A 21,863-nucleotide genomic window follows, 5' to 3' on the forward strand; every position below is an offset into this window, starting at 1 on the left:
CCCCGCCCACACCTCTGCCGTTCGCCGGAACGGGCTCAGCCGCGCACCCCGCACAGGTGCAGCAGCGCCGCCACCCCCCGGTACGGATCCGTCCGCCCGGCCCGCTCCTCGCAGGCCAGCAGTGTCTCGATGTCGTCGGGCACCTCGGCGTCGTCGCCGGCCGTGTCCGTGAACACCCGCACGCCGTACCAGGCCTGGAGCGGCGCCCCGATGCCGGCGAGCGTCGCGGTCAGGGCGCCCAGCCGGTCGGCCCGCACATCGAGCCCCAGCCGGTTGCGGTACGCCGTGGTGTCGAAGGCGCCGAGCGCGTCGGCCCAGTCCGCGGCCAGCCCCGGCCGCATCGCCAGCGCGTCGCCGTTGCGCACCAGCAGCGACAGCAGCCCGCCCGGCGCCAGCATCCGCGCCAGCCCGGCCAGCAGCGGATCGGGCTCCTCGACGTACATGAGCACGCCGTGGCAGAGCACGACGTCGAAACTGCCCGGCAGGAAGTGCACCCCGGTGTCCCGGCCGTCGCCCTCGATGATCCGCATTCGGTCCCGGATGCCCTCGGGCTCGGCGGACAGCGACTCCCGGGCCGCAGCCACCATCGTGGCGTCCCGTTCGAGCCCGGTGACCTGATGTCCGGCACGGGCCAGCCGCAGCGCCTGGGTGCCCTGCCCCATCCCCACGTCGAGCACCCTGAGGCGCTGTCCGACCGGGTACCGCCCGACTATCTGCTCGTCGAGCTGCCGGGCCACCAGCTCCTGCCGTACGACGTTCCGCAGCCCGCCCAGCTTGCCCAGCCAGGCATCGGCCGCACCCCCGGAGAAAGACGTCGTACTCAGGGCCGCTCTCCGCGCTTGACCTGGGGCTTCGGCAGCCGGAGGCGACGCATCTGGAGGGAGCGCATGAGGGCGTAGCCGACCGCGCCCCTGCGGTTGTGGTCCGGGAAGCGCTCGATGAGCTGCTTGCGCAGCCGGACGCCGTTGACGATCGCGTCCAGCACGATGAGCACGATCACGACCAGCCACAGCAGCAGCGCGATGCTCTGGAGCGCGCCCACCCGCACCATGCTCAGCACGAGGATGACCACGGCCATCGGCAGGAAGAACTCCGCCACGTTGAACCGCGAGTCGATGAAGTCGCGGGCGAACTTGCGCACCGGGCCCTTGTCGCGCGCGGGCAGGTACCGCTCGTCGCCGCCGGCCAGCGCCTGGCGCTGCCGGTCCAGGGCCGCACGGCGCTCGTCGCGCTGCCTCTTGGAGGCCTCCTTGCGCGAGGTCGGCGTGTTGGCGACGCTGCGGCGCTGGGACTGGGCCTCACTGCGCTTGGGCGTGGGCCGGCCCTTGGGGGCCTGCGGGTCGCGGATCTGCTTGGAGTCGGTCAGCTGCGCCTTGTCGGCGACGGCGGCCTTCTCTTCCTTGGTGGCACGGCTACGGAACACAAAACCCAAGGGTAAGGGGTGTCCGGGGTTGGACCCCAGCCCCGTGGGGAACGATCCGGCAACACCAGTCGTCATGTAGGGGGACAGAGGGGACGTCCGGTGACGGGTCACTCACCCTGGTGACCCTGAAGGTCACCTACTCCTTACGCCGGAGCAAGGGATTCGTCAGTCGTCCTTGGGGATGAGCGCATCGGTCCCCGAACAGTGCGTCAATGGAAGCAGGGCCCGTACTGTGGGTTCTGTCGCAGAGCTGGAGCTGGAAGTCCGTCAGAAGGGGGCGCGCGAAGCCCATGAGCGGTGTCATGAAGCGTATGGGGATGATCTTCCGCGCGAAGGCGAACAAGGCCCTTGACCGGGCCGAGGACCCTCGCGAGACCCTCGATTACTCGTACCAGAAGCAGCTGGAGCTGCTCCAGAAGGTGCGCCGGGGCGTGGCCGACGTCGCCACCTCGCGCAAGCGCCTGGAGCTCCAGCTCAATCAGCTCCAGTCGCAGTCCTCGAAGCTGGAGGACCAGGGCCGCAAGGCGCTCGCGCTCGGCCGTGAGGACCTGGCCCGCGAGGCCCTGTCCCGCCGTGCCGCGCTCCAGCAGCAGGTGACCGATCTGGAGACCCAGCACTCCACGCTCCAAGGTGAGGAGGAGAAGCTCACTCTCGCGGCCCAGCGGCTCCAGGCCAAGGTGGACGCCTTCCGTACCAAGAAGGAGACCATCAAGGCGACCTACACGGCGGCCCAGGCACAGACCCGGATCGGCGAGGCCTTCTCCGGCATCTCCGAGGAGATGGGCGACGTGGGCCTGGCGATTCAGCGCGCCGAGGACAAGACGGCCCAGCTCCAGGCGCGGGCCGGCGCGATCGACGAACTGCTCGCCTCCGGCGCCCTCGACGACCAGTCCGGCATGCACAAGGACGACATCCAGGCCGAGCTGGACCGGCTCTCCGGTGGTACGGATGTAGAGCTGGAACTGCAGCGCATGAAGGCGGAGCTGGCGGGAGGGTCCTCGCAGCAGGCGATCGAGGGCGGCACCGGCCAGTCGCAGTCCCAGCAGCAGCCGCAGGACACCCCGCGCTTCGACAAGCAGTAGGGCCCACGCCGAGGAGGGCGACATGATCGTACGGATCATGGGGGAGGGTCAGGTGAGGCTGGCCGACAGCCACCTCGCCGACCTGAACACACTGGACGACGAGCTGTTGGCCGAGATGGAGAAGGGCGACGGCCCGGGCTTCCGCCGCACCCTCCAAGCCCTCCTCACCCGCGTCCGGGACCTGGGCGACCCGCTCCCGGACGACTCCCTGGAACCCTCGGAACTGATCCTCCCGTCCCCGGACGCCACGTTGGAGGAGGTCCGGGAACTCCTCAGCGACGACGGCTTGATCCCGGGCTGACGTTTCTTGTGTCCTTGGACGCCGGTCCAGGCCATTCCAGCCCGTCCGGCGTCCGAGGACGAGGCCCTCAGGGCCTAAGGGGGGTCTGGGGGCACAGCCCCCAGGACGCGCACCCCCACACAGCCAGGCAGCCGCAAACGCACAGCCACCCCCGACACCCCCGGCCCCAGCGCCGCAGGAAGACGTGACCCCCCGAGACCGAGTCCGCCGCCACCTCAAGGCACACCCCGTCGCCGCGGACGCCGTCCTCGCCGCGGGGGTCTTTCTCTGCATGGTGGCCGGCTCCTTCGTGGACCCGCACAGCGAGCACGACGTCAGCTGGAGCCTGCGCACCCCGGCCCCCCTCAGCCTCGTCCTGATCGCGGTCGCCGCCGCGGCCCTGGTCCTCCGCCGCCGCGCCCCCCTCGCGGTCCTCGCCGTCACCGGCGCCGCCTCCGTCACCGAATGCGTCACCGGCGACCCCCGCGCCCCCGTCGCCATGGCCGCCGTCATCGCCCTCTACACGGTCGCCTCCACCACCGACCGCACCACCACCTGGCGCGTCGGGCTGCTCACCATGACCGTCCTCACCGGTGCCGCCATGCTCGCCGGCCCGCTGCCCTGGTACGCCCAGGAGAACCTCGGCATCTTCGCCTGGACCGGCATCGGCGCCACCGCGGGCGACGCCGTCCGCAGCCGCCGCGCCTTCGTCCAGGCCATCCGGGAGCGCGCCGAGAAGGCCGAGCGCACCCGCGAGGAGGAGGCCCGGCGCCGGGTCGCCGAGGAACGCCTGCGCATCGCCCGCGACCTGCACGACGTGGTCGCCCACCACATCGCCCTGGTCAACGTCCAGGCCGGAGTCGCCGCGCACATCATGGACAAGCGGCCCGACCAGGCCAAGGAGGCCCTCGCCCACGTCCGCGAGGCCAGCCGCTCCGCGCTCAACGAACTCCGCGCCACGGTGGGCCTGCTCCGGCAGTCCGGCGACCCCGAGGCGCCCACCGAACCCGCCCCCGGCCTCGCCCGCCTCGACGAGCTCGTGGGCACCTTCCGCAGTGCGGGCCTCCATGTCGAGGTCGCCCGCGCCGACCACGGCACGACCCTCCCGGCCGCCGTCGACCTGGCCGCCTACCGGGTCATCCAGGAGGCCCTCACCAACGTCCAGAAGCACGCGGGCACGGAGGCGAAGGCCGAGGTCAGCGTCGTACGCGTCGGCCCGAACGTGGAGATCACCGTCCTCGACAACGGCAACGGCGAGGACCACGACCCGGACGGCGGCGGTGGCCACGGCCTGCTCGGCATGCGCGAGCGGGTCACCGCCCTGCGCGGCACCCTGACCACCGGTCCCCGCTACGGAGGCGGTTTCCGCGTCCATGCGATCCTGCCGGTCAAGACCCGATCCGCCACCAAGGACCAGCTGGGGGAGCCCGTATGACGATCCGTGTCCTGCTCGCCGACGACCAGGCGCTGCTGCGCAGTGCCTTCCGTGTGCTCGTCGACTCGGAGCCGGACATGGAGGTCGTCGGTGAGGCGTCCGACGGCGCCGAGGCCGTGCGGCTGACCAAGGAGGAGCGCGCCGACGTCGTCCTCATGGACATCCGGATGCCCGGCACGGACGGTCTCGCCGCCACCCGCCTGATCAGCGAGGACCCCTCCCTCGCGCACGTCCGCGTGGTCATCCTGACCACCTTCGAGGTGGACGACTACGTGGTGCGGTCGCTGCGGGCCGGCGCTTCCGGCTTCCTCGGCAAGGGCAGCGAGCCCGACGAACTCCTCGCGGCCATCCGGGTCGCGGCCGGCGGCGAGGCCCTGCTGTCCCCGGCCGCCACCAAGGGCCTGATCGCCCGCTTCCTCGCCCAGGGCGACGACGAGGAGCCCGACCCGCTCCGCACCGAACGCCTCGCCGCCCTGACCGTCCGCGAGCGCGAGGTCCTCGTCCAGGTCGCCGGCGGTCACTCCAACGACGAGATCGCCGAGCGCCTCGAGGTCAGCCCCCTCACCGTCAAGACCCACGTCAACCGGGCCATGGCCAAGCTGGGCGCCCGGGACCGGGCCCAGCTCGTGGTGATCGCGTACGAGTCGGGGCTGGTACGGCCGAGGGCGGAGTGACTCCAGGCCCGTCCCCGGTCCCGAGCCGACCGGCGCGCGGGCTCCCGCCGTTCCACGAGAACCGGGAAAAAGAAATCCCCCGGCGATGTCGAGAACCCGCGTCCCGCTCCGTCCCCGTGGTGAGAGCGGCCAGAATGGGCCGCATCGGGACCGAGGAGAGACACCATGGCCAAGTACCTGCTGCTCAAGCACTACCGCGGCGCTCCGGCTCCGGCCAACGACGTGCCCATGGAGAAGTGGACGCCCGAGGAGATCTCCGCGCACGTGCAGTACATGCGGGACTTCGCGGAGCGGCTGGAGAAGAGCGGGGAGTTCGTCGACGGCCAGGCGCTCGCCCCCGAGGGGACGTGGGTGCGCTACGACGGCGAGGGGCGCCCGCCCGTCACCGACGGCCCGTTCGCCGAGACCAAGGACCTCATCGCCGGGTGGATGGTGATCGACGTCGACACCTACGAGCGGGCCCTCGAACTCGCCGGCGAGCTGTCGGCCGCCCCCGGCGCCGGCGGCAGGCCCATCCACGAGTGGCTGGAGCTGCGCCCGTTCTACGCGACCTCGCCCACCGCCACGGACGACTGCCACGCCGGTGGATGAGCGGACCGCCCCACCGGTGGACGAGACGACCGCCCCGCCGGCGGCTGAGAAGACCGCGCCGCCGGTCGACGAGGCGCTGCTCAGAAGCCTCACACCGGGCGTCCTGACGATCCTCGTCCGCCGCGGAGCCGACTTCGCGGCGGCCGAGGACGCCGTCCAGGACGCGCTCGTCGAAGCGGTGCGGGTCTGGCCTGCCGACCCGCCGCGGGACCCCAAGGGCTGGCTGGTCACGGTCGCCTGGCGCAAGTTCCTCGACGCGACCCGCGCCGACACCGCACGCCGCCGCCGTGAGGACCGTGTCGACGAGGAACCGGCACCCGGCCCCGCGTCCGCCGTGGACGACACGCTCCAGCTGTACTTCCTGTGCGCCCACCCCTCGCTGACCCCGTCCTCCGCCGTCGCGCTCACCCTGCGGGCCGTCGGCGGACTCACCACCCGCCAGATCGCCCAGGCCTACCTGGTCCCCGAGGCGACCATGGCCCAGCGCATCAGCCGGGCCAAGAAGACCGTGTCCGGTGTGCGCTTCGACCAGCCCGGCGACGTGGCCACCGTCCTGCGCGTGCTCTACCTCGTCTTCAACGAGGGCTACTCCGGCGACCTCGACCTGGCCGCCGAGGCCATCCGCCTGACCCGGCAGCTCTTCGCGGCCTTCGACCACCCGGAGGTCGCGGGCCTGCTCGCGCTGATGCTGCTCCACCACGCCCGCCGTGACTCCCGCACCGCCCCCGACGGCAGCCTGGTGCCCCTCGCCGACCAGGACCGCACCCGCTGGGACACCACGGCGATCGCCGAGGGCGTACGGATCCTCCAGAGCGCCCTGTCCCGCGACCGGCTGGGCGAGTTCCAGGCCCAGGCCGCGATCGCCGCCCTGCACGCCGACGCGCCCACCGCCGGGGAGACCGACTGGGTGCAGATCGTGGAGTGGTACGACGAACTCGCCCGCCTGACCGACAGCCCCGTCGTCCGCCTCAACCGCGCGGTCGCCGTGGGCGAGGCGGACGGCCCCCGCGCGGGCCTGGCCGCCCTCGCCGCGCTGGACGACTCCCTGCCCCGGCACACCGCGGTCGCCGCCTACCTCCACGAACGCGACGGCGACCTCGCGACCGCGGCCCTGCTGTACGCCGAGGCCGCCCGCAAGGCCCCCAACCTCCCCGAACGCGACTACCTGACCCGCCAGGCGGCCCGTCTCAACTCCCGCGGGAGCGGGTGACCCCCACCCGCGTCGGGGCCCATTACCTATGCTGGGCTCGCGAACTGCTGTGCACGGGGGAGGGGGTTCGGGCGTGCCGCTGCACAAGGACGACCCGAAATCGGTCGGCGGGTACAAGGTGCTCGACCGGCTCGGCACCGGCGGCATGGGCGTCGTCTACCGGGGCAGATCGCGCTCCGGGCGCGAGGTGGCCGTGAAGGTCGTGCACGCCCAGTACGCCGAGGACACCGTCTTCCGGGCCCGGTTCCGCCAGGAGATCGATTCCGTCCGCAAGGTGAGCGGGGCTTTCACCGCGCCGGTGGTGGACGCCGATCCCGAGGCGCTACGGCCCTGGATGGCCACCCAGTACGTGCCCGGCCTCTCCCTCGCCGACCGGATCCGCGAGCGGGGCGCCCTCAAGGACACCGAACTGCGGCAGCTGGCCCTCGGGTTGGTGGAGGCGCTGCGGGACATCCACCGGGCCGGGGTCGTGCACCGCGACCTCAAGCCCGCCAACGTCCTGCTGGCCGAGGACGGACCCCGCGTCATCGACTTCGGCATCTCCCGCGCCGCCGAGAACCACAACACCCTCACCGAGACCGGCCAGATGATCGGCACCCCGCCCTTCATGTCCCCGGAACAGTTCACCGACGCACGCACGGTCGGCCCGGCCTCCGACGTCTTCTCACTCGGCGCGCTGCTGGTGTACACCCTCACGGGCCGGGGGCCCTTCGACGCGGACAGCCCCTACCTCACGGCCTACCAGGTGGTCCATGACGAACCCGTCCTGGACGGCGTGGGCGAGGAGCTGGGGACGGTCCTGCGGAGCTGTCTGGCCAAGAAGGCCGCGGACCGGCCCGAGCTGGACGAGGTTGCCCGCGAGCTCGCGCGGGTGCTGCCCGAGGCGGCGGCCGACGACCCGCCGACGGTGACCTCGCGCGGGGATCTGCCGGACCCCGCCGACACCGGGGCTCCGGACCCGAAGTCGGCTACCTCGCCCGGCCGCCGACGCCGGCTGCGCCCGCTGTGGGCGGCGACCGCGGCCGTCGCCGTGCTGGCCACCGGGCTGACCTCGTATCTGCTGACCGGCGCGGGACGGGCCGACGGCGACGACGAGGGCGGTACGCCCCGTGCGAAGACCGCCGCTTCGCGCTGGACGGAGCTGCCCAGTGGCTGGCAGCCCTGGCAGACGACGGTGTACGCCAGTGCCGGGCACGGCCTCAAGAAGGGGATCACCCTCCTGGACGGAGACCACGGCCCGGAGTGCCGGATGTACGAGGGCGCCGTCTACTGCGCGGGCGACGCGGTGATGCCCGTACGTATCGACGGTGTCACCGGACGGGTCGACTGGCGTGCCGAGGGGATGCCGCCCCTTCCGATGATGAGGGCGCACGTTTTCTGGCTCCTCGGTGTCGCGGACGGCGTCATGCTGGTCAAACAGCAGTACCAACCCGAGGGCGGCGACCTCGTGACCTTGGTCGTCGCACTCGACACCAGGACGGGGAAGCGGCTCTGGCACCGCGCGGTGGACCTTGAGTCGACCCATGTGTCCGTCTCCGGCGACCTGGTGCTCGTCCCGGACATCGGCCGCGGATCGCTGACCGCTCGTGCGGTACGTACCGGTGCCCAGCGCTGGACTGCGAAGCTTCCGTCGGGGATGCAGTGCGACCCAGCTGACACCAACGTGGGCCTCTACCTGGAGTGCGTCCCCGGCATGACGCCCGCCAAGGAGATCCTGCTCCTGGGCTTCGACCGCTCCGACGGCTCGGTGCGGCGCGTGCGGGTGCCCCCTCACTCGACCCTCGTCGGTACGTACGACGGCCGCCTGCTCTACCTCGAGCCCGCCGAGGAGGTGCCGGGGCACCTGAGTACCGGTACGAAGGGTCCCTTCTCCCGAATTCGGTTGGTCGACCCCGACACCGGTGCCGCCACGACGACGGAGCTGGCCGAGAAGTTCGAAGGCACCGTGACGACCGCGGTCGGCACCCTCTGGTTCACCGGCACCTCCGGCCGCGTGACCGCTGTGTCGGTGCGTACCGGCAAGCAGCTGTGGCAGACCCCGACGAGCCTGGAGCAGCCGGGCGCCGTCACTCCCGGTGCGGGCGCGCGGGTGGTCTATCTGTCGAGCGCCAGCGGGCGGGTCGCTGCCCTGGACGGCAGTAAGGGCACGCTGCTGTGGGAGACCCTGCCCCGAGCCAAGTGGGTGAACTCGCAGAGCGAGTTGCCGTCCCAGGTACTGCTCAACAAGGGCGCCCTGGTCGTCACCACACAGTCCGGCGACGTCCTCACCCTCGACCCGGCCCACCCCGAGCGGAACCCGGGGTGAGCCCGTGGCGGGCGGGCACCGCTACGGCAGCGCCAGCATCCGCTCCAGTGCCAGCTTCGCGAACCTCTCCGTCTCCCGGTCGACCTCGATCCGGTTGACCAGCTTGCCCTCGGCCAGGGACTCCAGGGTCCAGACCAGGTGGGGCAGGTCGATGCGGTTCATGGTCGAGCAGAAGCAGACCGTCTTGTCGAGGAAGACGATCTCCTTGCCCTCGGGGGCGAAACGGTTGGCGAGCCGGCGTACGAGATTGAGCTCGGTGCCGATGGCCCACTTCGAGCCGGCCGGGGCCGCCTCCAGCGCCTTGATGATGTACTCGGTCGAGCCGACGTAGTCCGCCGCGGCGACGACCTCGTGCTTGCACTCCGGGTGGACTAGGACGTTCACCCCGGGGATGCGGGCCCGGACGTCCTCGACCGACTCGAGCGAGAAGCGGCCGTGCACCGAGCAGTGACCGCGCCACAGGATCATCTTCGCGTCCCGCAGCTGCTCGGCGGTCAGACCGCCGTTCGGCTTGTGGGGGTTGTAGACGACGCAGTCCTCCAGGGACATGCCCAGGTCGCGGACCGCGGTGTTGCGGCCGAGGTGCTGGTCCGGCAGGAAGAGGACCTTCTCCCCGTGCTCGAACGCCCAGTTCAGAGCCCGCTCGGCGTTCGACGAGGTGCAGATCAGGCCGCCGTGCTTGCCCGTGAACGCCTTGATGTCCGCAGAGGAGTTCATGTACGACACCGGCACGACCTGCTCGGCTATGCCCGCGTCGGTCAGCACGTCCCAGCACTCGGCGACCTGCTCGGCCGTCGCCATGTCGGCCATCGAGCAGCCGGCGGCGAGGTCGGGCAGGACGACCTTCTGGTCGTCGGAGGTGAGGATGTCCGCCGACTCGGCCATGAAGTGCACACCGCAGAAGACGATGTACTCGGCCTCCGGGCGGGCGGCCGCGTCCCGGGCCAGCTTGAAGGAGTCGCCCGTGACGTCGGCGAACTGGATGACCTCGTCACGCTGGTAGTGGTGGCCGAGGACGAACACCTTCTCGCCGAGCTTCTCCTTGGCGGCGCGGGCGCGCTCGACCAGGTCGGGGTCGGACGGAGACGGCAGGTCGCCGGGGCACTCGACGCCCCGCTCGCTCTTCGGGTCGGCCTCGCGGCCGAGCAGCAACAGGGCGAGCGGAGTCGGCTGTACGTCGAGCTCCGTGGTCTGGGCGGTGGTCACGACACGCACCCTTTCTACTTTTCGTCGAACTGACGTTATCTATCATAACCCGGTTCACGTCACTTTGACGATGGTCATTGCGTCGATGTGACGTGAATCCCGAAACGGGGCTCGTGCGGCCCGGACGCGGCATTTTCTGCTCACCGCGGCATGTGCGAGCATGAAGAAGGCGCCGAAAATCCGGCGTCCGGCCCGGAATGAATCCGCGGCCTTGCCGGTTGCACCAGTCGGCAAGCAGTCTCCGTACAACCCGGGAGAGATGTAGATGTCCGTATCGGACGAGACCGGCACCGTCACCGACGGCATCATTCTGTCCGACGCCGCCGCGGCGAAGGTCAAGGCCCTGCTCGACCAGGAAGGCCGTGACGACCTGGCCCTGCGCGTCGCCGTCCAGCCCGGCGGCTGCTCCGGCCTGCGTTACCAGCTCTTCTTCGACGAGCGCTCGCTCGACGGCGACGTGGTCAAGGACTTCGGTGGCGTCAAGGTCGTCACCGACCGCATGAGCGCCCCGTACCTGGGCGGCGCGTCCATCGACTTCGTGGACACCATCGAGAAGCAGGGCTTCACGATCGACAACCCGAACGCCACCGGCTCCTGCGCCTGCGGCGACTCCTTCAGCTAGGCCCCACGGCTTCGGCTGAGACATACGTCGTACGAAAGGCGGCGGCCCCTGCACCGGGGGCCGCCGCCTTTCGCGTGTTCAGCAGCGTCACCTGGCGCCAGAGGTCTCCGGCAGCCGTGCCCCGGCCTTGTTCAGCGGGATCTGCCTGCCGTCCGTGCCCACGACCTCACGGCCGCCGAGCGGTTCGTCCAGGGTCACCGTCTTCTGGATCTCCTTGGCGATCATGATGCAGACCTTGTCCCGCCAGGGCTTGGCCGTCACCTTGACCGTCACCTCGCCCGAACTCTCGCTCGCCGACGCCGAGTAGTCCGCGCACACGCCGCCCGTGAAGCTCACGGTCAGCTCGTCGCCCTCGGCCGTGTAGCCGTCGATCTTGACGTCCCGCGTCTTCGGCGCGGAGGTGGGCTCGTCCGAGGGAGCCGTGGGGGTGGGCGTCGCGGTCGCGGGGGCGGCGATGTACTTCGGGTCGACCGCCGGATACGTCACCGTGAAGGGCTCCTCCGCCCCTGCCGGCCGTACCTCGAACAGCCAGGACGGCACCAGCGCCTGCCGACCGCCCACGAAGTGCGAGGCCAGCCCGAACACCGCCTTGTCCACGGTGAGCGTGTCGCCCGCAGGGCTCGCCGTCGACTGCCCGCACGGCGCCTCGAAACGGTCCTTCAGCGGTACGGGACTGGCACAGCCGCCGATGCCCATGCGGTGGCCGGTCGCCGGCACCTTGTTCAGCAGGCCGAGCGTCTTCTCGGCGCTCAGCACGGGGTACGTGTCGCTCTTCACCGGCGCCTTCAACTGCCCGGCGCCACTGACCACCTCGCCCTGCGCGTTGACGGTGACGCCGGTGGCCCAGCCGTACGTGGGCAGCCCGCCCACCACCGGATCGGCGTTCACCACCCGCTGGGCGCCGATGACCTGGCTCGTGTCGAGCTTCGCGCCGCCCTGACCGACCGCCTTCAGCACCGGCGCGGCGGCCTTCACGGCGGCAGCGGCGCTCACCGGATCGTCGTCGTCGGCGGTGGCGCCGGGCTTCGCCCCGCACACGGTGGCGCTCTCGCAGTAGTCGACGACGGGGGAGTAGCGCTGGAAGTTCCACGCGCCCGGCGCCTGCCGGTTCACCTGGAGACTCGGCCCCGAGCCGTCCGTGGCCCCGACCCGCCAGACCTGCCCCTGCGCCACCGGCTTCCCGCTCACGCCGAGCGCCCCGGCGAGCCGCGTCACGTCGTCCTCGGTGACCTGCCCCTGAACCCGGTACACCGGCGCGGAAGCGGGCCCTTCGGGAAGGCTCCCGGCCACGCGATAGGTAGCGCCGTACGGATTCGGCTCGCCCGGCGCGATCCCGTTCCCCTTTCCGTCGCTCCCGCCGTAACCGTCGAGCGCGAGAGGCGGCGGGGTGTCGTCCCCGGCCGCACCGGAGGTGGCTCCCTCACCGGATCCGCCGGCCCCGCCGGAGGTACCGGCGGCGAGATACGCCCCGCCCCCACCCACCAACAGCACGGCAGCGGCGACGGCGGCGATCGCGACGGGCGAGCGGAACCGACCCGAGCGCGGAGCGCCGGTCTCCTCGTCGCGGGGGATCTCGGAGTCGGGGAGGGCCTCGGAATCAGGGAGGAGAGCGGGCTCTTCTGGAGCGGCGTCGGCATCGGCGGCGGGAGCGGGAGCGGGAGCGGACTGCTCGGGCTCGGGACCGTCAGCGGGCGTGGACTCCTCGGGCTCCGGATCGTCAGCGGTTGCGGCGGCGGAGGCCGTGAGCTCGCCGGGGGGCGTGAGTGCACCAGGTGCCGCGGGTCCGTCGGTGGCCGTAGGTGCGCCGGCCGCGGGCTCGTCGTCCTCGGCAGAGGCCTCGCCGACCGAGGACTCGCTCTCGCTCCTGTCGCCGTCGGTGACGTCCTCGGCCGGCTCCGCCGAGCTCGCCGCACCGCCGGTCACCTCGTCGCCCTCCACGCCGGCGGTCTCCCCGTCGACCGGACCCGCGGAACGCCGCTTCTCCTCGGCGTTCCGTGCCTCCTCGGTGCCCTGGGCTTCCACAGCCTTCCCGTCCCCGCCGCCCAAGGCCTCGCCGTTGTCGGGTCGCTCGGTGTTCACCGCATCGCTCCTTCTGCCGCGCAACTGTCCCTCGACCCTGACCCGACCCTGTCAAACAGGTCGATGAACGGGTCGTAGGCCGCATCCCCTTTCCGGGGGACGGCGATGGGACGCAGCGGGGGAGCGCACGGTTCCCTCGAACGCGCCGACACACGCGCTGTGCGACGCCCCCGACTCGGTCGCCGCGACTCAGTCGGCCTCCATCGGCCTCAGTCGGCCTCCACCGGCCTTCACCGGCCTCCGTCGGACTCAGTCGCCGTACTCCGACATCGCCTCCAGCAGCCGTGCGGACCCCTCGGGGACCGTCACCCCGTGGATGAGGGAGGGGGAGACCGGGAGGGAGACGATCCGGTCCGGGGCCGCCCAGTGCGGAGCCATCCGGGCGCAGTCGCCCAGCAGCGAGGCGAGACCGGCTTCCAGGTCGGCCGGGGCGGGGGCGTACAGCTCAACGTTGGTCATGACCGAACCGTAAGCACCCCGGAGCCTGCGAAGAAAGATCTACTATCGGGTAGTTTTACCTGCTTCACCGCGCCGCCGTTCGCCTCGCAGTACTCCATACGGACCGGATAGCGTTAACCGTCAACACACCCTTCCTCTGGAGAGCCTCGCCGTGCGTATCGCAGTCACCGGCTCCATCGCCACCGACCACCTCATGACCTTCCCCGGCCGCTTCGCCGACCAGTTCGTCGCGGACCAGCTGCACACGGTCTCGCTCTCCTTCCTGGTCGACAACCTCGACGTCCGCAGGGGCGGCGTCGGCGCGAACATCGCCTTCGGCATGGGGCAGCTCGGCACCAAGCCGATCCTCGTCGGCGCCGCGGGCTTCGACTTCGACGAGTACCGGGCCTGGCTCGACCGGCACGGCGTCGACACCGCGTCCGTCCGGATCTCCGAGACGCTGCACACGGCCCGCTTCGTGTGCACCACCGACGCCGACCACAACCAGATCGGCTCCTTCTACACGGGCGCGATGAGCGAGGCCCGCCAGATCGAGCTCAAGACGGTCGCCGACCGCGTGGACGGCCTCGACCTGGTCCTCATCGGCGCCGACGACCCCGAGGCGATGCTCCGCCACACCGAGGAGTGCCGGTCCCGCGGGATCCCGTTCGCCGCGGACTTCTCCCAGCAGATCGCCCGTATGAACGGCGACGAGATCCGCATCCTGCTGGACGGGGCCACCTACCTCTTCTCCAACGAGTACGAGAAGGGGCTCATCGAGTCCAAGACGGGCTGGTCCGACGCGGAGATCCTGGCCAAGGTGGGCCACCGGGTCACCACGCTCGGCGCCCAGGGCGTGAAGGTCGAGAAGGCCGGCGAGGAGCCGATCGTCGTCGGCTGCGCGGAGGAGGAGCGCAAGGCGGACCCCACGGGCGTCGGCGACGCCTTCCGCGCGGGCTTCCTGTCGGGCCTGTCCTGGGGCGTCTCGCTGGAGCGCGCGGCCCAGGTCGGCTGCATGCTGGCGACCCTCGTCATCGAGACGGTGGGGACCCAGGAGTACCGGCTGCGGCGCGGCGCCTTCCTGGAGCGGTTCACCAAGGCCTACGGCGACGAGGCGGCCGAAGAGGTCCGCACACACCTCAAGTGACCGGCTAGGAGACCCGGCGGACCACGTAGGCGGAACCCTGGTCCGCCGGCTCCTCGCCCACGTACTCCTGCTCCCGCATCTCGCACCACGCCGGGATGTCCAGGCGGGCCGCCTCGTCGTCCGACAGGACCCGGACGGTCCCGCCCACCGGCACGTCACCGATGACCTTCGCCAGCTCGATGACCGGGATCGGGCACCGTTTCCCGAGGGCGTCCACGACCAGCGCATCCTCACCCACCACGACCGCCGGGGCAGGCGCGCCGAGCTTCTCCCTCACCCGTGCCACCGCGCCCGGCAGCACCTCCAGGAACCGGTCCACCTCCTCGGAGACCGCCCCGAACGGCAACGACACCCGCACATTCCCCTCACTCAGCACCCCCATCGCCTTCAGCACATGGCTGGGCGTCAGCGTGCTGCTGGTGCAGGACGATCCGGACGAGACGGAGAAACCCTCCCGGTCCAGCTCGTGCAGCAAGGTCTCCCCGTCGACATAGAGACAGGAGAAGGTGACGATTCCCGGCAGCCGCCGCTCCGGATCCCCGACCACCTCCACGTCGGCGACCAGCTGAGGCACCCGCGCCCGGATCCGCTCCGTCAGCTCCCGCAGCCGTACCGCCTCTTGCGCCGCCTCGGCCCGCACCGCCCGCAGCGAGGCCGCCGCCGCGACGATCGCCGGCAGGTTCTCGAACCCGGCCGCCCGCCCGGACTCCCGCTCGTCGGCGGGTCCCTGCGGCGAGAACCGGACCCCTTTCCGCACGGCGAGCAGACCGACCCCCGAAGGGCCGCCCCACTTGTGCGCGCTGCCCGTCAGCAGGGACCAGGGCCCCTCGACCGGCCCCCACCCCAGCGACTGCGCCGCATCCACGAGCAACGGCACACCGGCCTCCCGGCACACCTCCGCCACCGCACCCACTGGCTGCACGGTCCCCACCTCGTGATTGGCCGACTGGAGACACGCCAGGGCGGTATCGGGCCGAAGGGCATCGACGTACGCCTGCGGACTCACGGCCCCCGTCCGCCGCACCGGAACCTCGGTCACGTCGAACAGCTCAGCCGAATGGAGTACGGAGGAATGTTCGACAGCAGACACGATCAGGTGGCGTCCCACCCGCCGACGACCCGCGACTGCCCCGGCGATGCCGGCGTGAACCGCCTGAGTACCGGACGAGGTGAAGACCAGCTCGTCGGGCCGGCACCCCACAGCCTCGGCAGCAGCCTCCCGAGCAGCATCCAACAACAACCGAGCCCGCCGCCCTTCCCGATAAAGCCGGGACGGATCGGCCCACCCCTCGTCCAGGGCCGCCAACAGCGCCTGACGAGCAACGGGATGGAGCGGAGCGCTGGAAGCAGCGTCAAAGTAAGACACACGCCAACGCTAACTCCCTGGGGGCGCGGGGAACTGCGCGACCAGCCACAACGCACCCGCAGCCGCCAATCCAGCGAACCCCCTACCCAGTAGGCACCCCTCCCCGCGAACCCTCGGAGAGCGTCGGCTAGGGTTTGGTCCGCATAAACATCCAAACCCCTGCCCGACGCAGGGCGGCGACCGACCACCGAAGAAGGCAGGCCGCAGCCACACGCGCGGGCGAGACTCTCGGGAAGGCGCTACGTGAGTCCCAACGGCTCCGACCGCTCGCCGCGGCGCCCGATGCGGCGGAAGCTGCTGCAGGCAATGACCGCGGGCCTGGTCCTGGCGACCGCCACCGGTTGCACATACAAGGACTTCCCCCGCCTTGGCATGCCCACCCCGACCACGGAAGAGGCTCCGCGGATCCTCTCCCTCTGGCAGGGTTCCTGGGCAGCCGCGCTGGCCACCGGCGTGCTGGTGTGGGCCTTGATTCTGTGGAGCTCGATCTTCCACCGGCGCAGCCGGACCAAGGTCGAGGTTCCTCCGCAGACCCGGTACAACATGCCCATCGAGGCGCTGTACACGGTGGTTCCGCTCGTCATCGTCTCGGTCCTGTTCTACTTCACGGCCCGTGACGAGTCGAAGCTCCTCAGCCTCAAGAAGCAGCCCGACGTCACCGTGAACGTCGTCGGGTACCAGTGGAGCTGGGCGTTCAACTACATCGAGCCCGTGGCCGGCTCGACGGGCGACGCGAAGACCGACAAGAACCTGGACGCGATTCCGTCCCGGTTCAAGAACGACTTCCCGGCGAACGCCGGCGGTGTCTACGACTTCGGCACGCCCGCCACCAGGAACCCGCAGACCGGCAACCCCGGCCCGACCCTCTGGCTCCCCAAGGGCAAGACGGTCCGCTTCGTCCTCACCTCGCGTGACGTCATCCACTCCTTCTGGGTGGTGCCGTTCCTGATGAAGATGGACGTCATCCCGGGCCACACCAACTCCTTCGAGGTGACCCCCAACAAGGAGGGCACCTTCCTGGGCAAGTGCGCCGAGCTCTGCGGCGTGGACCACTCCCGGATGCTGTTCAACGTGAAGGTCGTCTCCCCGGAGCGCTACGAGCAGCACCTCAAGGACCTCGCGAAGAAGGGGCAGACCGGTTACGTTCCCGCGGGCATCGAGCAGACCGCCCACGAGAAGGACCGGGAGACGACGAACCTGTGAGCATCCTCAACGAACCCCAGGGTGCCGCCGAAGCAGGGTCCCACTACGCGGACGAACTGCCGGTCCGGCGCCAGAACCGCGGGAGCGTGGTCATCAAGTGGCTCACCACCACTGACCACAAGACGATCGGCACGATGTACCTCGCCACGTCGTTCGCGTTCTTCCTCATCGGTGGCGTGATGGCGCTCTTCATGCGCGCCGAGCTGGCCCGTCCGGGCCTGCAGATCATGTCGAACGAGCAGTTCAACCAGGCGTTCACGATGCACGGCACGATCATGCTGCTGATGTTCGCGACGCCGCTGTTCGCCGGCTTCACCAACTGGATCATGCCGCTCCAGATCGGCGCGCCCGACGTGGCGTTCCCGCGGCTGAACATGTTCGCCTACTGGCTCTACCTGTTCGGTTCGACGATCGCGGTGGGCGGCTTCCTCACCCCGCAGGGCGCGGCCGACTTCGGCTGGTTCGCCTACTCCCCGCTGTCGGACGCGGTCCGCAGCCCGGGCGTCGGCGCCGACCTGTGGATCATGGGTCTGGCCTTCTCCGGCTTCGGCACGATCCTCGGTGCGGTCAACTTCATCACCACGATCATCTGCATGCGCGCGCCCGGCATGACCATGTTCCGCATGCCGATCTTCGTGTGGAACGTGCTGCTGACCGCGGTGCTGGTCCTGCTCGCCTTCCCGGTCCTCGCCGCCGCGCTGTTCGCGCTGGAGGCGGATCGGAAGTTCGGGGCACACGTCTTCGACGCGGCCAACGGCGGAGCGTTGCTGTGGCAACACCTCTTCTGGTTCTTCGGCCACCCAGAGGTGTACATCATCGCGCTGCCGTTCTTCGGCATCATCTCCGAGGTCATCCCGGTCTTCTCCCGCAAGCCGATGTTCGGCTACATGGGCCTGATCGGCGCGACCATCGCGATCGCGGGTCTGTCCGTGACGGTGTGGGCCCACCACATGTACGTCACCGGCGGTGTGCTGCTCCCGTTCTTCTCCTTCATGACGTTCCTCATCGCCGTACCGACCGGCGTGAAGTTCTTCAACTGGATCGGAACGATGTGGAAGGGGTCCCTGAGCTTCGAGACCCCGATGCTCTGGGCCACCGGCTTCCTGATCACCTTCACCTTCGGTGGTCTGACCGGTGTCATCCTGGCCTCGCCGCCGCTGGACTTCCACGTCTCGGACTCGTACTTCGTGGTGGCGCACTTCCACTACGTCGTCTTCGGCACCGTCGTCTTCGCGATGTTCTCCGGATTCCACTTCTGGTGGCCGAAGTTCACCGGCAAGATGCTCGACGAGCGCCTCGGCAAGATCACGTTCTGGACGCTGTTCGTCGGCTTCCACGGCACCTTCCTGGTCCAGCACTGGCTGGGCGCCGAGGGCATGCCGCGTCGTTACGCCGACTACCTGGCGGCCGACGGCTTCACCGCCCTGAACACGATCTCGACGATCAGCTCGTTCGTGCTCGGCCTGTCGATCCTGCCGTTCCTCTACAACGTGTGGAAGACGGCCAAGTACGGCAAGCCGGTCGGCGTCGACGACCCGTGGGGCTACGGCCGCTCCCTGGAGTGGGCGACCTCCTGCCCGCCGCCGCGGCACAACTTCCTCACCCTGCCGCGGATCCGCAGCGAATCCCCGGCGTTCGACCTGCACCACCCGGAGATCGCCGCTCTCGACCAGCTCGAGAACGCCGGCCACGGTGAGAAGGCTCTCTCGGGCGGCAAGGAGGCCGGCAAGTGAAGATCCAAGGACGGATGTTCATCTGGCTGAGCGTCTTCATCCTCGTCATGGCGATCGTCTATGGCGTGTGGTCGAAGGAGCCGGCCGGTACCACCGCGCTCTTCCTGGCCTTCGGCCTGTCCGTCATGATCGGCTTCTACCTGGGCTTCACGGCCAAGCGGGTGGACGCCGGCGCGCAGGACAACAAGGAGGCCGACGTCGCTGACGACGCCGGTGAGATCGGGTTCTTCAGCCCGCACAGCTGGCAGCCGCTCGCCCTCGGCTTCGGCGGCGCCCTCGCCTTCCTGTCGGTCGCGATCGGCTGGTGGCTGCTGTACTTCTCGGTGCCGGTGATCCTGGTCGGCCTGTACGGCTGGGTCTTCGAGTACTACCGCGGTGAGAACCGCACCCAGTAGCACGAGCGGAGCTCAAAAGGAGCCCGGACACTCCGTCAGGAGCGTCCGGGCTCCTGCGTTTGCCGCAAGAGTCATCACTCGTACGAGTCGCCCGGCGTGCCGCAGTTGACTTCGCTTCCTAGCGTGAAGTCATGAATCACACACCGCGTACCCGCACCGTCGTCAGCTGCACGATGTTGGTGATCACCTTCGGCATAAGCACCTCAGCCTGCGGGTCCGACGGGAACCCGCTGGCTGCGACGCCCTACGACGCGGCGGACCAGATCGCCTTCAACGCGCCCACCGGCGACGGCAAGAAGGCCGACCCGGACAAGCCCCTGGAGGTCACGGCCGAGGACGACGACGGCCGTATCACCGACGTCACCGCCACGGACGCCACAGGCCGCTTCGTGGCGGGCGAACTCTCCGCCGACGGCTCCCGCTGGCACAGCACCTCCGCACTGGCCGCCAACGCCCACTACACGGTCCGGGTGAGCACCGAGGACGACGACGGGGCACCCGGTCGCAAGGTCCTCGCCTTCGACACCAGCAAGCCGCTCGGCAAGAAGCGCCTCAACGTCACCTTCGGCCCCAAGTCGGGCACCTACGGCGTCGGCCAGCCGATCACCGCCAAGCTGGACAAGCCCGTCAAGGACAGGGCCCAGCGGGCGGTCGTCGAGCGGGCCCTCAGGGTCGACGCCACCCCCGCCGTGCAGGGCGCCTGGCACTGGGTGGACGACAAGGAGCTCCACTACCGGCCCAAGGAGTACTGGCCCTCCCACGCCACCGTCCAGGTCCGCAGCGAGCTGGAGGGCGTCAAGATCGGCGACCGGCTCTGGGGCGGCAAGGCCAAGCCCGTCAAGCTGACCACCGGCGACCGCATCATCGCCGTGACGGACGCCTCCACGCACTCCATGACCGTCTACAAGAACGACCAGGTCATCAAGGAGCTCCCGGTCACCACCGGCAAGCCCGGCTTCGACACCCGCAACGGCGTCAAGGTCGTACTCGCCAAGGAGTACTTCGTACGTATGCGCGGCACCAGCATCGGCATCGCCGAGGGTTCCTCGGAGTCGTACGACCTGCCGGTCTACTACGCCACCCGCCTCACCTGGAGCGGCGAGTACGTGCACGCCGCCCCCTGGTCGGTCGGCTCACAGGGCTACGCCAACGTCAGTCACGGCTGCACCGGCATGAGCACCGACAACGCCGAGTGGTTCTTCGAGACGGTCCACGAGGGCGACGTCGTCAAGGTCGTCAACTCCGACGGCAAGACCATGGAGTCCTTCGGCAACGGCTTCGGCGACTGGAACCTGGACTGGAAGAACTGGCGCGAGGGCAGCGCACTGGCCTCCGGCACTTCGGACGGCCCCACCCCGGCGGAGCAGGCCAGGCTGAGGCCACAGAGCGTCTAAGCAGGGCTCGCTGGACTTACCAGGGGCGCGGGGAACGGCGCGACCAGCCACGACGAGCCCGCAGCCGCCATCGCACCCCCGCACCCCGAGCTGTCAGGCGCTCAGGGCCTTCCGAGACCGCAGCAAAGAAGCCAACGCCGACGCGAACTCCACCGGATCCACCGGATGCGTCACCGCACCCTCCGCCCGGCTCCACGTGGCCAGCCACGCGTCCTGCGGCCGCCCGATCAGCAACAGCACCGGCGGGCAGTGGAACACCTCGTCCTTGATCTGCCGGCACAACCCCATACCGCCCATGGGCACGGCCTCGCCGTCGAGGACACAGACGTCGATCCCGCCCTTGTCCAGCTCCTTCAGCACCGCCGCAGGCGTGGCGCACTCCACGAACTCCACCACCGGCACGTCGGGAGCGGGACGGCGTCCCGTCGCCAGCCGAACTTGCTCGCGGGTGTTGGAATCGTCGCTGTAGACCAGCACCGTGGCGGTCGGCTGCATTGTTCCTCCGTGACGTCAGCGTCGTAAGGACAGGCCCGTAGGCCCGGATGCTACTCCCTTGAACACCACGTCAACACCGGTACGGAGGAGCAAGACACTCCGAACGGCACCCCCCGGAGTGAGGGCGGGATAAGCGACCGACATAATGTCGGTCGTGGCGACAGCAACGACAGTAGAAACCGGGCACGCGCACCCGTCGGTCAACCGGCCGAACCTCACCAGCGTCGGAACCATCATCTGGCTGAGTTCCGAGCTGATGTTCTTCGCGGCCCTCTTCGCGATGTACTTCACCCTGCGATCGGTGACGGGACCCGATCACTGGAAGGAAATGGCGCACAGCCTGAACTTCCCGTTCTCGGCGACGAACACCACGATCCTGGTGCTCTCCTCGCTCACCTGCCAGCTCGGCGTCTTCGCCGCCGAGCGCGGTGACGTGAAGAAGCTCCGGGGCTGGTTCATCGTCACGTTCATCATGGGCGCGATCTTCATCGGCGGTCAGATCTACGAGTACACGGAGCTGGTGAAGAAGGACGGGCTCTCCCTGTCCTCCGACCCGTACGGCTCGGTGTTCTACCTGACCACCGGCTTCCACGGCATGCACGTGACGGGCGGCCTGATCGCGTTCCTGTTCGTTCTCGGGCGTACCTACGCGGCCAAGAGGTTCACCCACGAGCAGGCGACCGCGGCGATCGTCGTGTCCTACTACTGGCACTTCGTCGACGTCGTCTGGATCGGCCTCTTCGCCACGATCTACATGATCAAGTAGCCGGGCCCGCTCCCGACAT

The 21,863-nt window shown here is 70.0% G+C and carries 21 protein-coding genes; 14 read left to right on the forward strand and 7 right to left on the reverse strand.

The window, feature by feature from the left end; translation table 11 throughout:
* Positions 1 to 35: 35 nt before the first annotated feature.
* Entirely contained in the window at positions 36 to 737 is a 702-nt protein-coding gene (locus AQJ54_RS10495) for a methyltransferase domain-containing protein (RefSeq protein WP_062236248.1), read from the reverse strand.
* A gap of 83 nt (positions 738 to 820) precedes the next feature.
* Positions 821 to 1,423 (reverse strand): DUF3043 domain-containing protein, encoded by a 603-nt coding sequence (locus AQJ54_RS10500; protein ID WP_062024854.1) that lies wholly within the window; start codon positions 1,421 to 1,423, stop codon positions 821 to 823.
* A gap of 317 nt (positions 1,424 to 1,740) precedes the next feature.
* On the opposite strand from AQJ54_RS10500, the gene AQJ54_RS10505 reads away from it, so the two are divergent.
* From AQJ54_RS10505 to AQJ54_RS10535, 7 genes are all read left to right on the forward strand, one after another.
* Positions 1,741 to 2,505 (forward strand): PspA/IM30 family protein, encoded by a 765-nt coding sequence (locus tag AQJ54_RS10505; RefSeq protein WP_028809590.1) that lies wholly within the window; start codon positions 1,741 to 1,743, stop codon positions 2,503 to 2,505.
* Positions 2,506 to 2,527: 22 nt separating this feature from the next.
* On the forward strand, positions 2,528 to 2,806 hold the full coding sequence (gene pspAA, locus AQJ54_RS10510) for a PspA-associated protein PspAA (RefSeq protein WP_020137372.1): 279 nt from the start codon (positions 2,528 to 2,530) through the stop codon (positions 2,804 to 2,806).
* A 184-nt stretch (positions 2,807 to 2,990) separates the two neighbouring features.
* Positions 2,991 to 4,220: a sensor histidine kinase gene (locus AQJ54_RS10515; RefSeq protein ID WP_062236251.1), complete on the forward strand. Its 1,230-nt coding sequence runs from the start codon at positions 2,991 to 2,993 to the stop codon at positions 4,218 to 4,220.
* On the forward strand, positions 4,217 to 4,894 hold the full coding sequence (locus tag AQJ54_RS10520) for a response regulator (protein ID WP_062024850.1): 678 nt from the start codon (positions 4,217 to 4,219) through the stop codon (positions 4,892 to 4,894). Before AQJ54_RS10515 ends, AQJ54_RS10520 begins: the two co-directional genes overlap by 4 nt.
* Positions 4,895 to 5,059: 165 nt before the next feature.
* Complete coding sequence (locus AQJ54_RS10525; RefSeq protein WP_062024848.1) at positions 5,060 to 5,485, forward strand: YciI family protein; 426 nt, start codon at positions 5,060 to 5,062, stop codon at positions 5,483 to 5,485.
* A 16-nt stretch (positions 5,486 to 5,501) separates the two neighbouring features.
* Positions 5,502 to 6,695 carry an RNA polymerase sigma factor gene (locus tag AQJ54_RS10530; protein ID WP_062236254.1) on the forward strand — a complete coding sequence of 398 codons (1,194 nt, stop codon included), beginning with the start codon at positions 5,502 to 5,504 and terminating at the stop codon, positions 6,693 to 6,695.
* Positions 6,696 to 6,768: 73 nt separating this feature from the next.
* A complete protein-coding gene (locus tag AQJ54_RS10535) occupies positions 6,769 to 9,000 on the forward strand; it encodes a protein kinase domain-containing protein (RefSeq protein WP_062236257.1) in 2,232 nt (743 codons plus the stop codon).
* Between the two features lie 21 nt (positions 9,001 to 9,021).
* Here the strand turns inward: AQJ54_RS10535 and nadA are convergent, their stop codons facing one another.
* Positions 9,022 to 10,206: a quinolinate synthase NadA gene (nadA, locus tag AQJ54_RS10540; RefSeq protein WP_062025290.1), complete on the reverse strand. Its 1,185-nt coding sequence runs from the start codon at positions 10,204 to 10,206 to the stop codon at positions 9,022 to 9,024.
* A 265-nt stretch (positions 10,207 to 10,471) separates the two neighbouring features.
* Between nadA and AQJ54_RS10545 the strand changes: the two genes are divergently transcribed.
* Entirely contained in the window at positions 10,472 to 10,828 is a 357-nt protein-coding gene (locus tag AQJ54_RS10545; protein ID WP_020137379.1) for an iron-sulfur cluster assembly accessory protein, read from the forward strand.
* Between the two features lie 87 nt (positions 10,829 to 10,915).
* Here AQJ54_RS10545 and AQJ54_RS10550 read toward each other — a convergent pair whose 3' ends face one another.
* Together AQJ54_RS10550 and AQJ54_RS10555 are read right to left on the reverse strand one after the other, a co-directional pair.
* A complete protein-coding gene (locus AQJ54_RS10550) occupies positions 10,916 to 12,907 on the reverse strand; it encodes an ICP22 family protein (protein ID WP_062236260.1) in 1,992 nt (663 codons plus the stop codon).
* Between the two features lie 249 nt (positions 12,908 to 13,156).
* Complete coding sequence (locus AQJ54_RS10555; protein ID WP_020137381.1) at positions 13,157 to 13,366, reverse strand: hypothetical protein; 210 nt, start codon at positions 13,364 to 13,366, stop codon at positions 13,157 to 13,159.
* Positions 13,367 to 13,517: 151 nt separating this feature from the next.
* On the opposite strand from AQJ54_RS10555, the gene AQJ54_RS10560 reads away from it, so the two are divergent.
* Positions 13,518 to 14,492: a carbohydrate kinase family protein gene (locus tag AQJ54_RS10560; protein WP_030327179.1), complete on the forward strand. Its 975-nt coding sequence runs from the start codon at positions 13,518 to 13,520 to the stop codon at positions 14,490 to 14,492.
* A gap of 4 nt (positions 14,493 to 14,496) precedes the next feature.
* On the opposite strand, the gene AQJ54_RS10565 is transcribed toward AQJ54_RS10560, so the two are convergent.
* Complete coding sequence (locus AQJ54_RS10565; protein ID WP_079069806.1) at positions 14,497 to 15,858, reverse strand: cysteine desulfurase/sulfurtransferase TusA family protein; 1,362 nt, start codon at positions 15,856 to 15,858, stop codon at positions 14,497 to 14,499.
* Between the two features lie 243 nt (positions 15,859 to 16,101).
* Here AQJ54_RS10565 and ctaC point away from each other — a divergent pair, with 243 nt between their 5' ends.
* The 4 genes from ctaC (at position 16,102) to AQJ54_RS10585 (ending at position 20,583) form a co-directional block, all read left to right on the forward strand.
* Positions 16,102 to 17,061, forward strand: a complete 960-nt coding sequence (gene ctaC, locus AQJ54_RS10570; protein ID WP_062024841.1) for an aa3-type cytochrome oxidase subunit II — start codon at positions 16,102 to 16,104, stop codon at positions 17,059 to 17,061.
* A complete protein-coding gene (gene ctaD, locus AQJ54_RS10575) occupies positions 17,058 to 18,794 on the forward strand; it encodes an aa3-type cytochrome oxidase subunit I (RefSeq protein ID WP_020137385.1) in 1,737 nt (578 codons plus the stop codon). The genes ctaC and ctaD overlap by 4 nt, the downstream gene beginning before the upstream one ends.
* Entirely contained in the window at positions 18,791 to 19,189 is a 399-nt protein-coding gene (locus AQJ54_RS10580) for a cytochrome c oxidase subunit 4 (protein WP_062024840.1), read from the forward strand. Before ctaD ends, AQJ54_RS10580 begins: the two co-directional genes overlap by 4 nt.
* A 131-nt stretch (positions 19,190 to 19,320) precedes the next feature.
* Positions 19,321 to 20,583: a L,D-transpeptidase gene (locus AQJ54_RS10585; protein WP_062236263.1), complete on the forward strand. Its 1,263-nt coding sequence runs from the start codon at positions 19,321 to 19,323 to the stop codon at positions 20,581 to 20,583.
* Positions 20,584 to 20,676: 93 nt separating this feature from the next.
* Here the strand turns inward: AQJ54_RS10585 and AQJ54_RS10590 are convergent, their stop codons facing one another.
* The gene (locus tag AQJ54_RS10590) at positions 20,677 to 21,078 is read right to left on the reverse strand and encodes a response regulator (RefSeq protein ID WP_030319115.1); all 402 of its coding nucleotides are present in this window, start codon (positions 21,076 to 21,078) and stop codon (positions 20,677 to 20,679) included.
* Between the two features lie 145 nt (positions 21,079 to 21,223).
* Between AQJ54_RS10590 and ctaE the strand changes: the two genes are divergently transcribed.
* Positions 21,224 to 21,844, forward strand: a complete 621-nt coding sequence (gene ctaE, locus AQJ54_RS10595; protein ID WP_053849778.1) for an aa3-type cytochrome oxidase subunit III — start codon at positions 21,224 to 21,226, stop codon at positions 21,842 to 21,844.
* Positions 21,845 to 21,863 lie beyond the last annotated feature (19 nt).

Origin of the sequence: Streptomyces griseorubiginosus (assembly GCF_001514195.1) — a bacterium.
Taxonomy (GTDB): domain Bacteria; phylum Actinomycetota; class Actinomycetes; order Streptomycetales; family Streptomycetaceae; genus Streptomyces; species Streptomyces griseorubiginosus.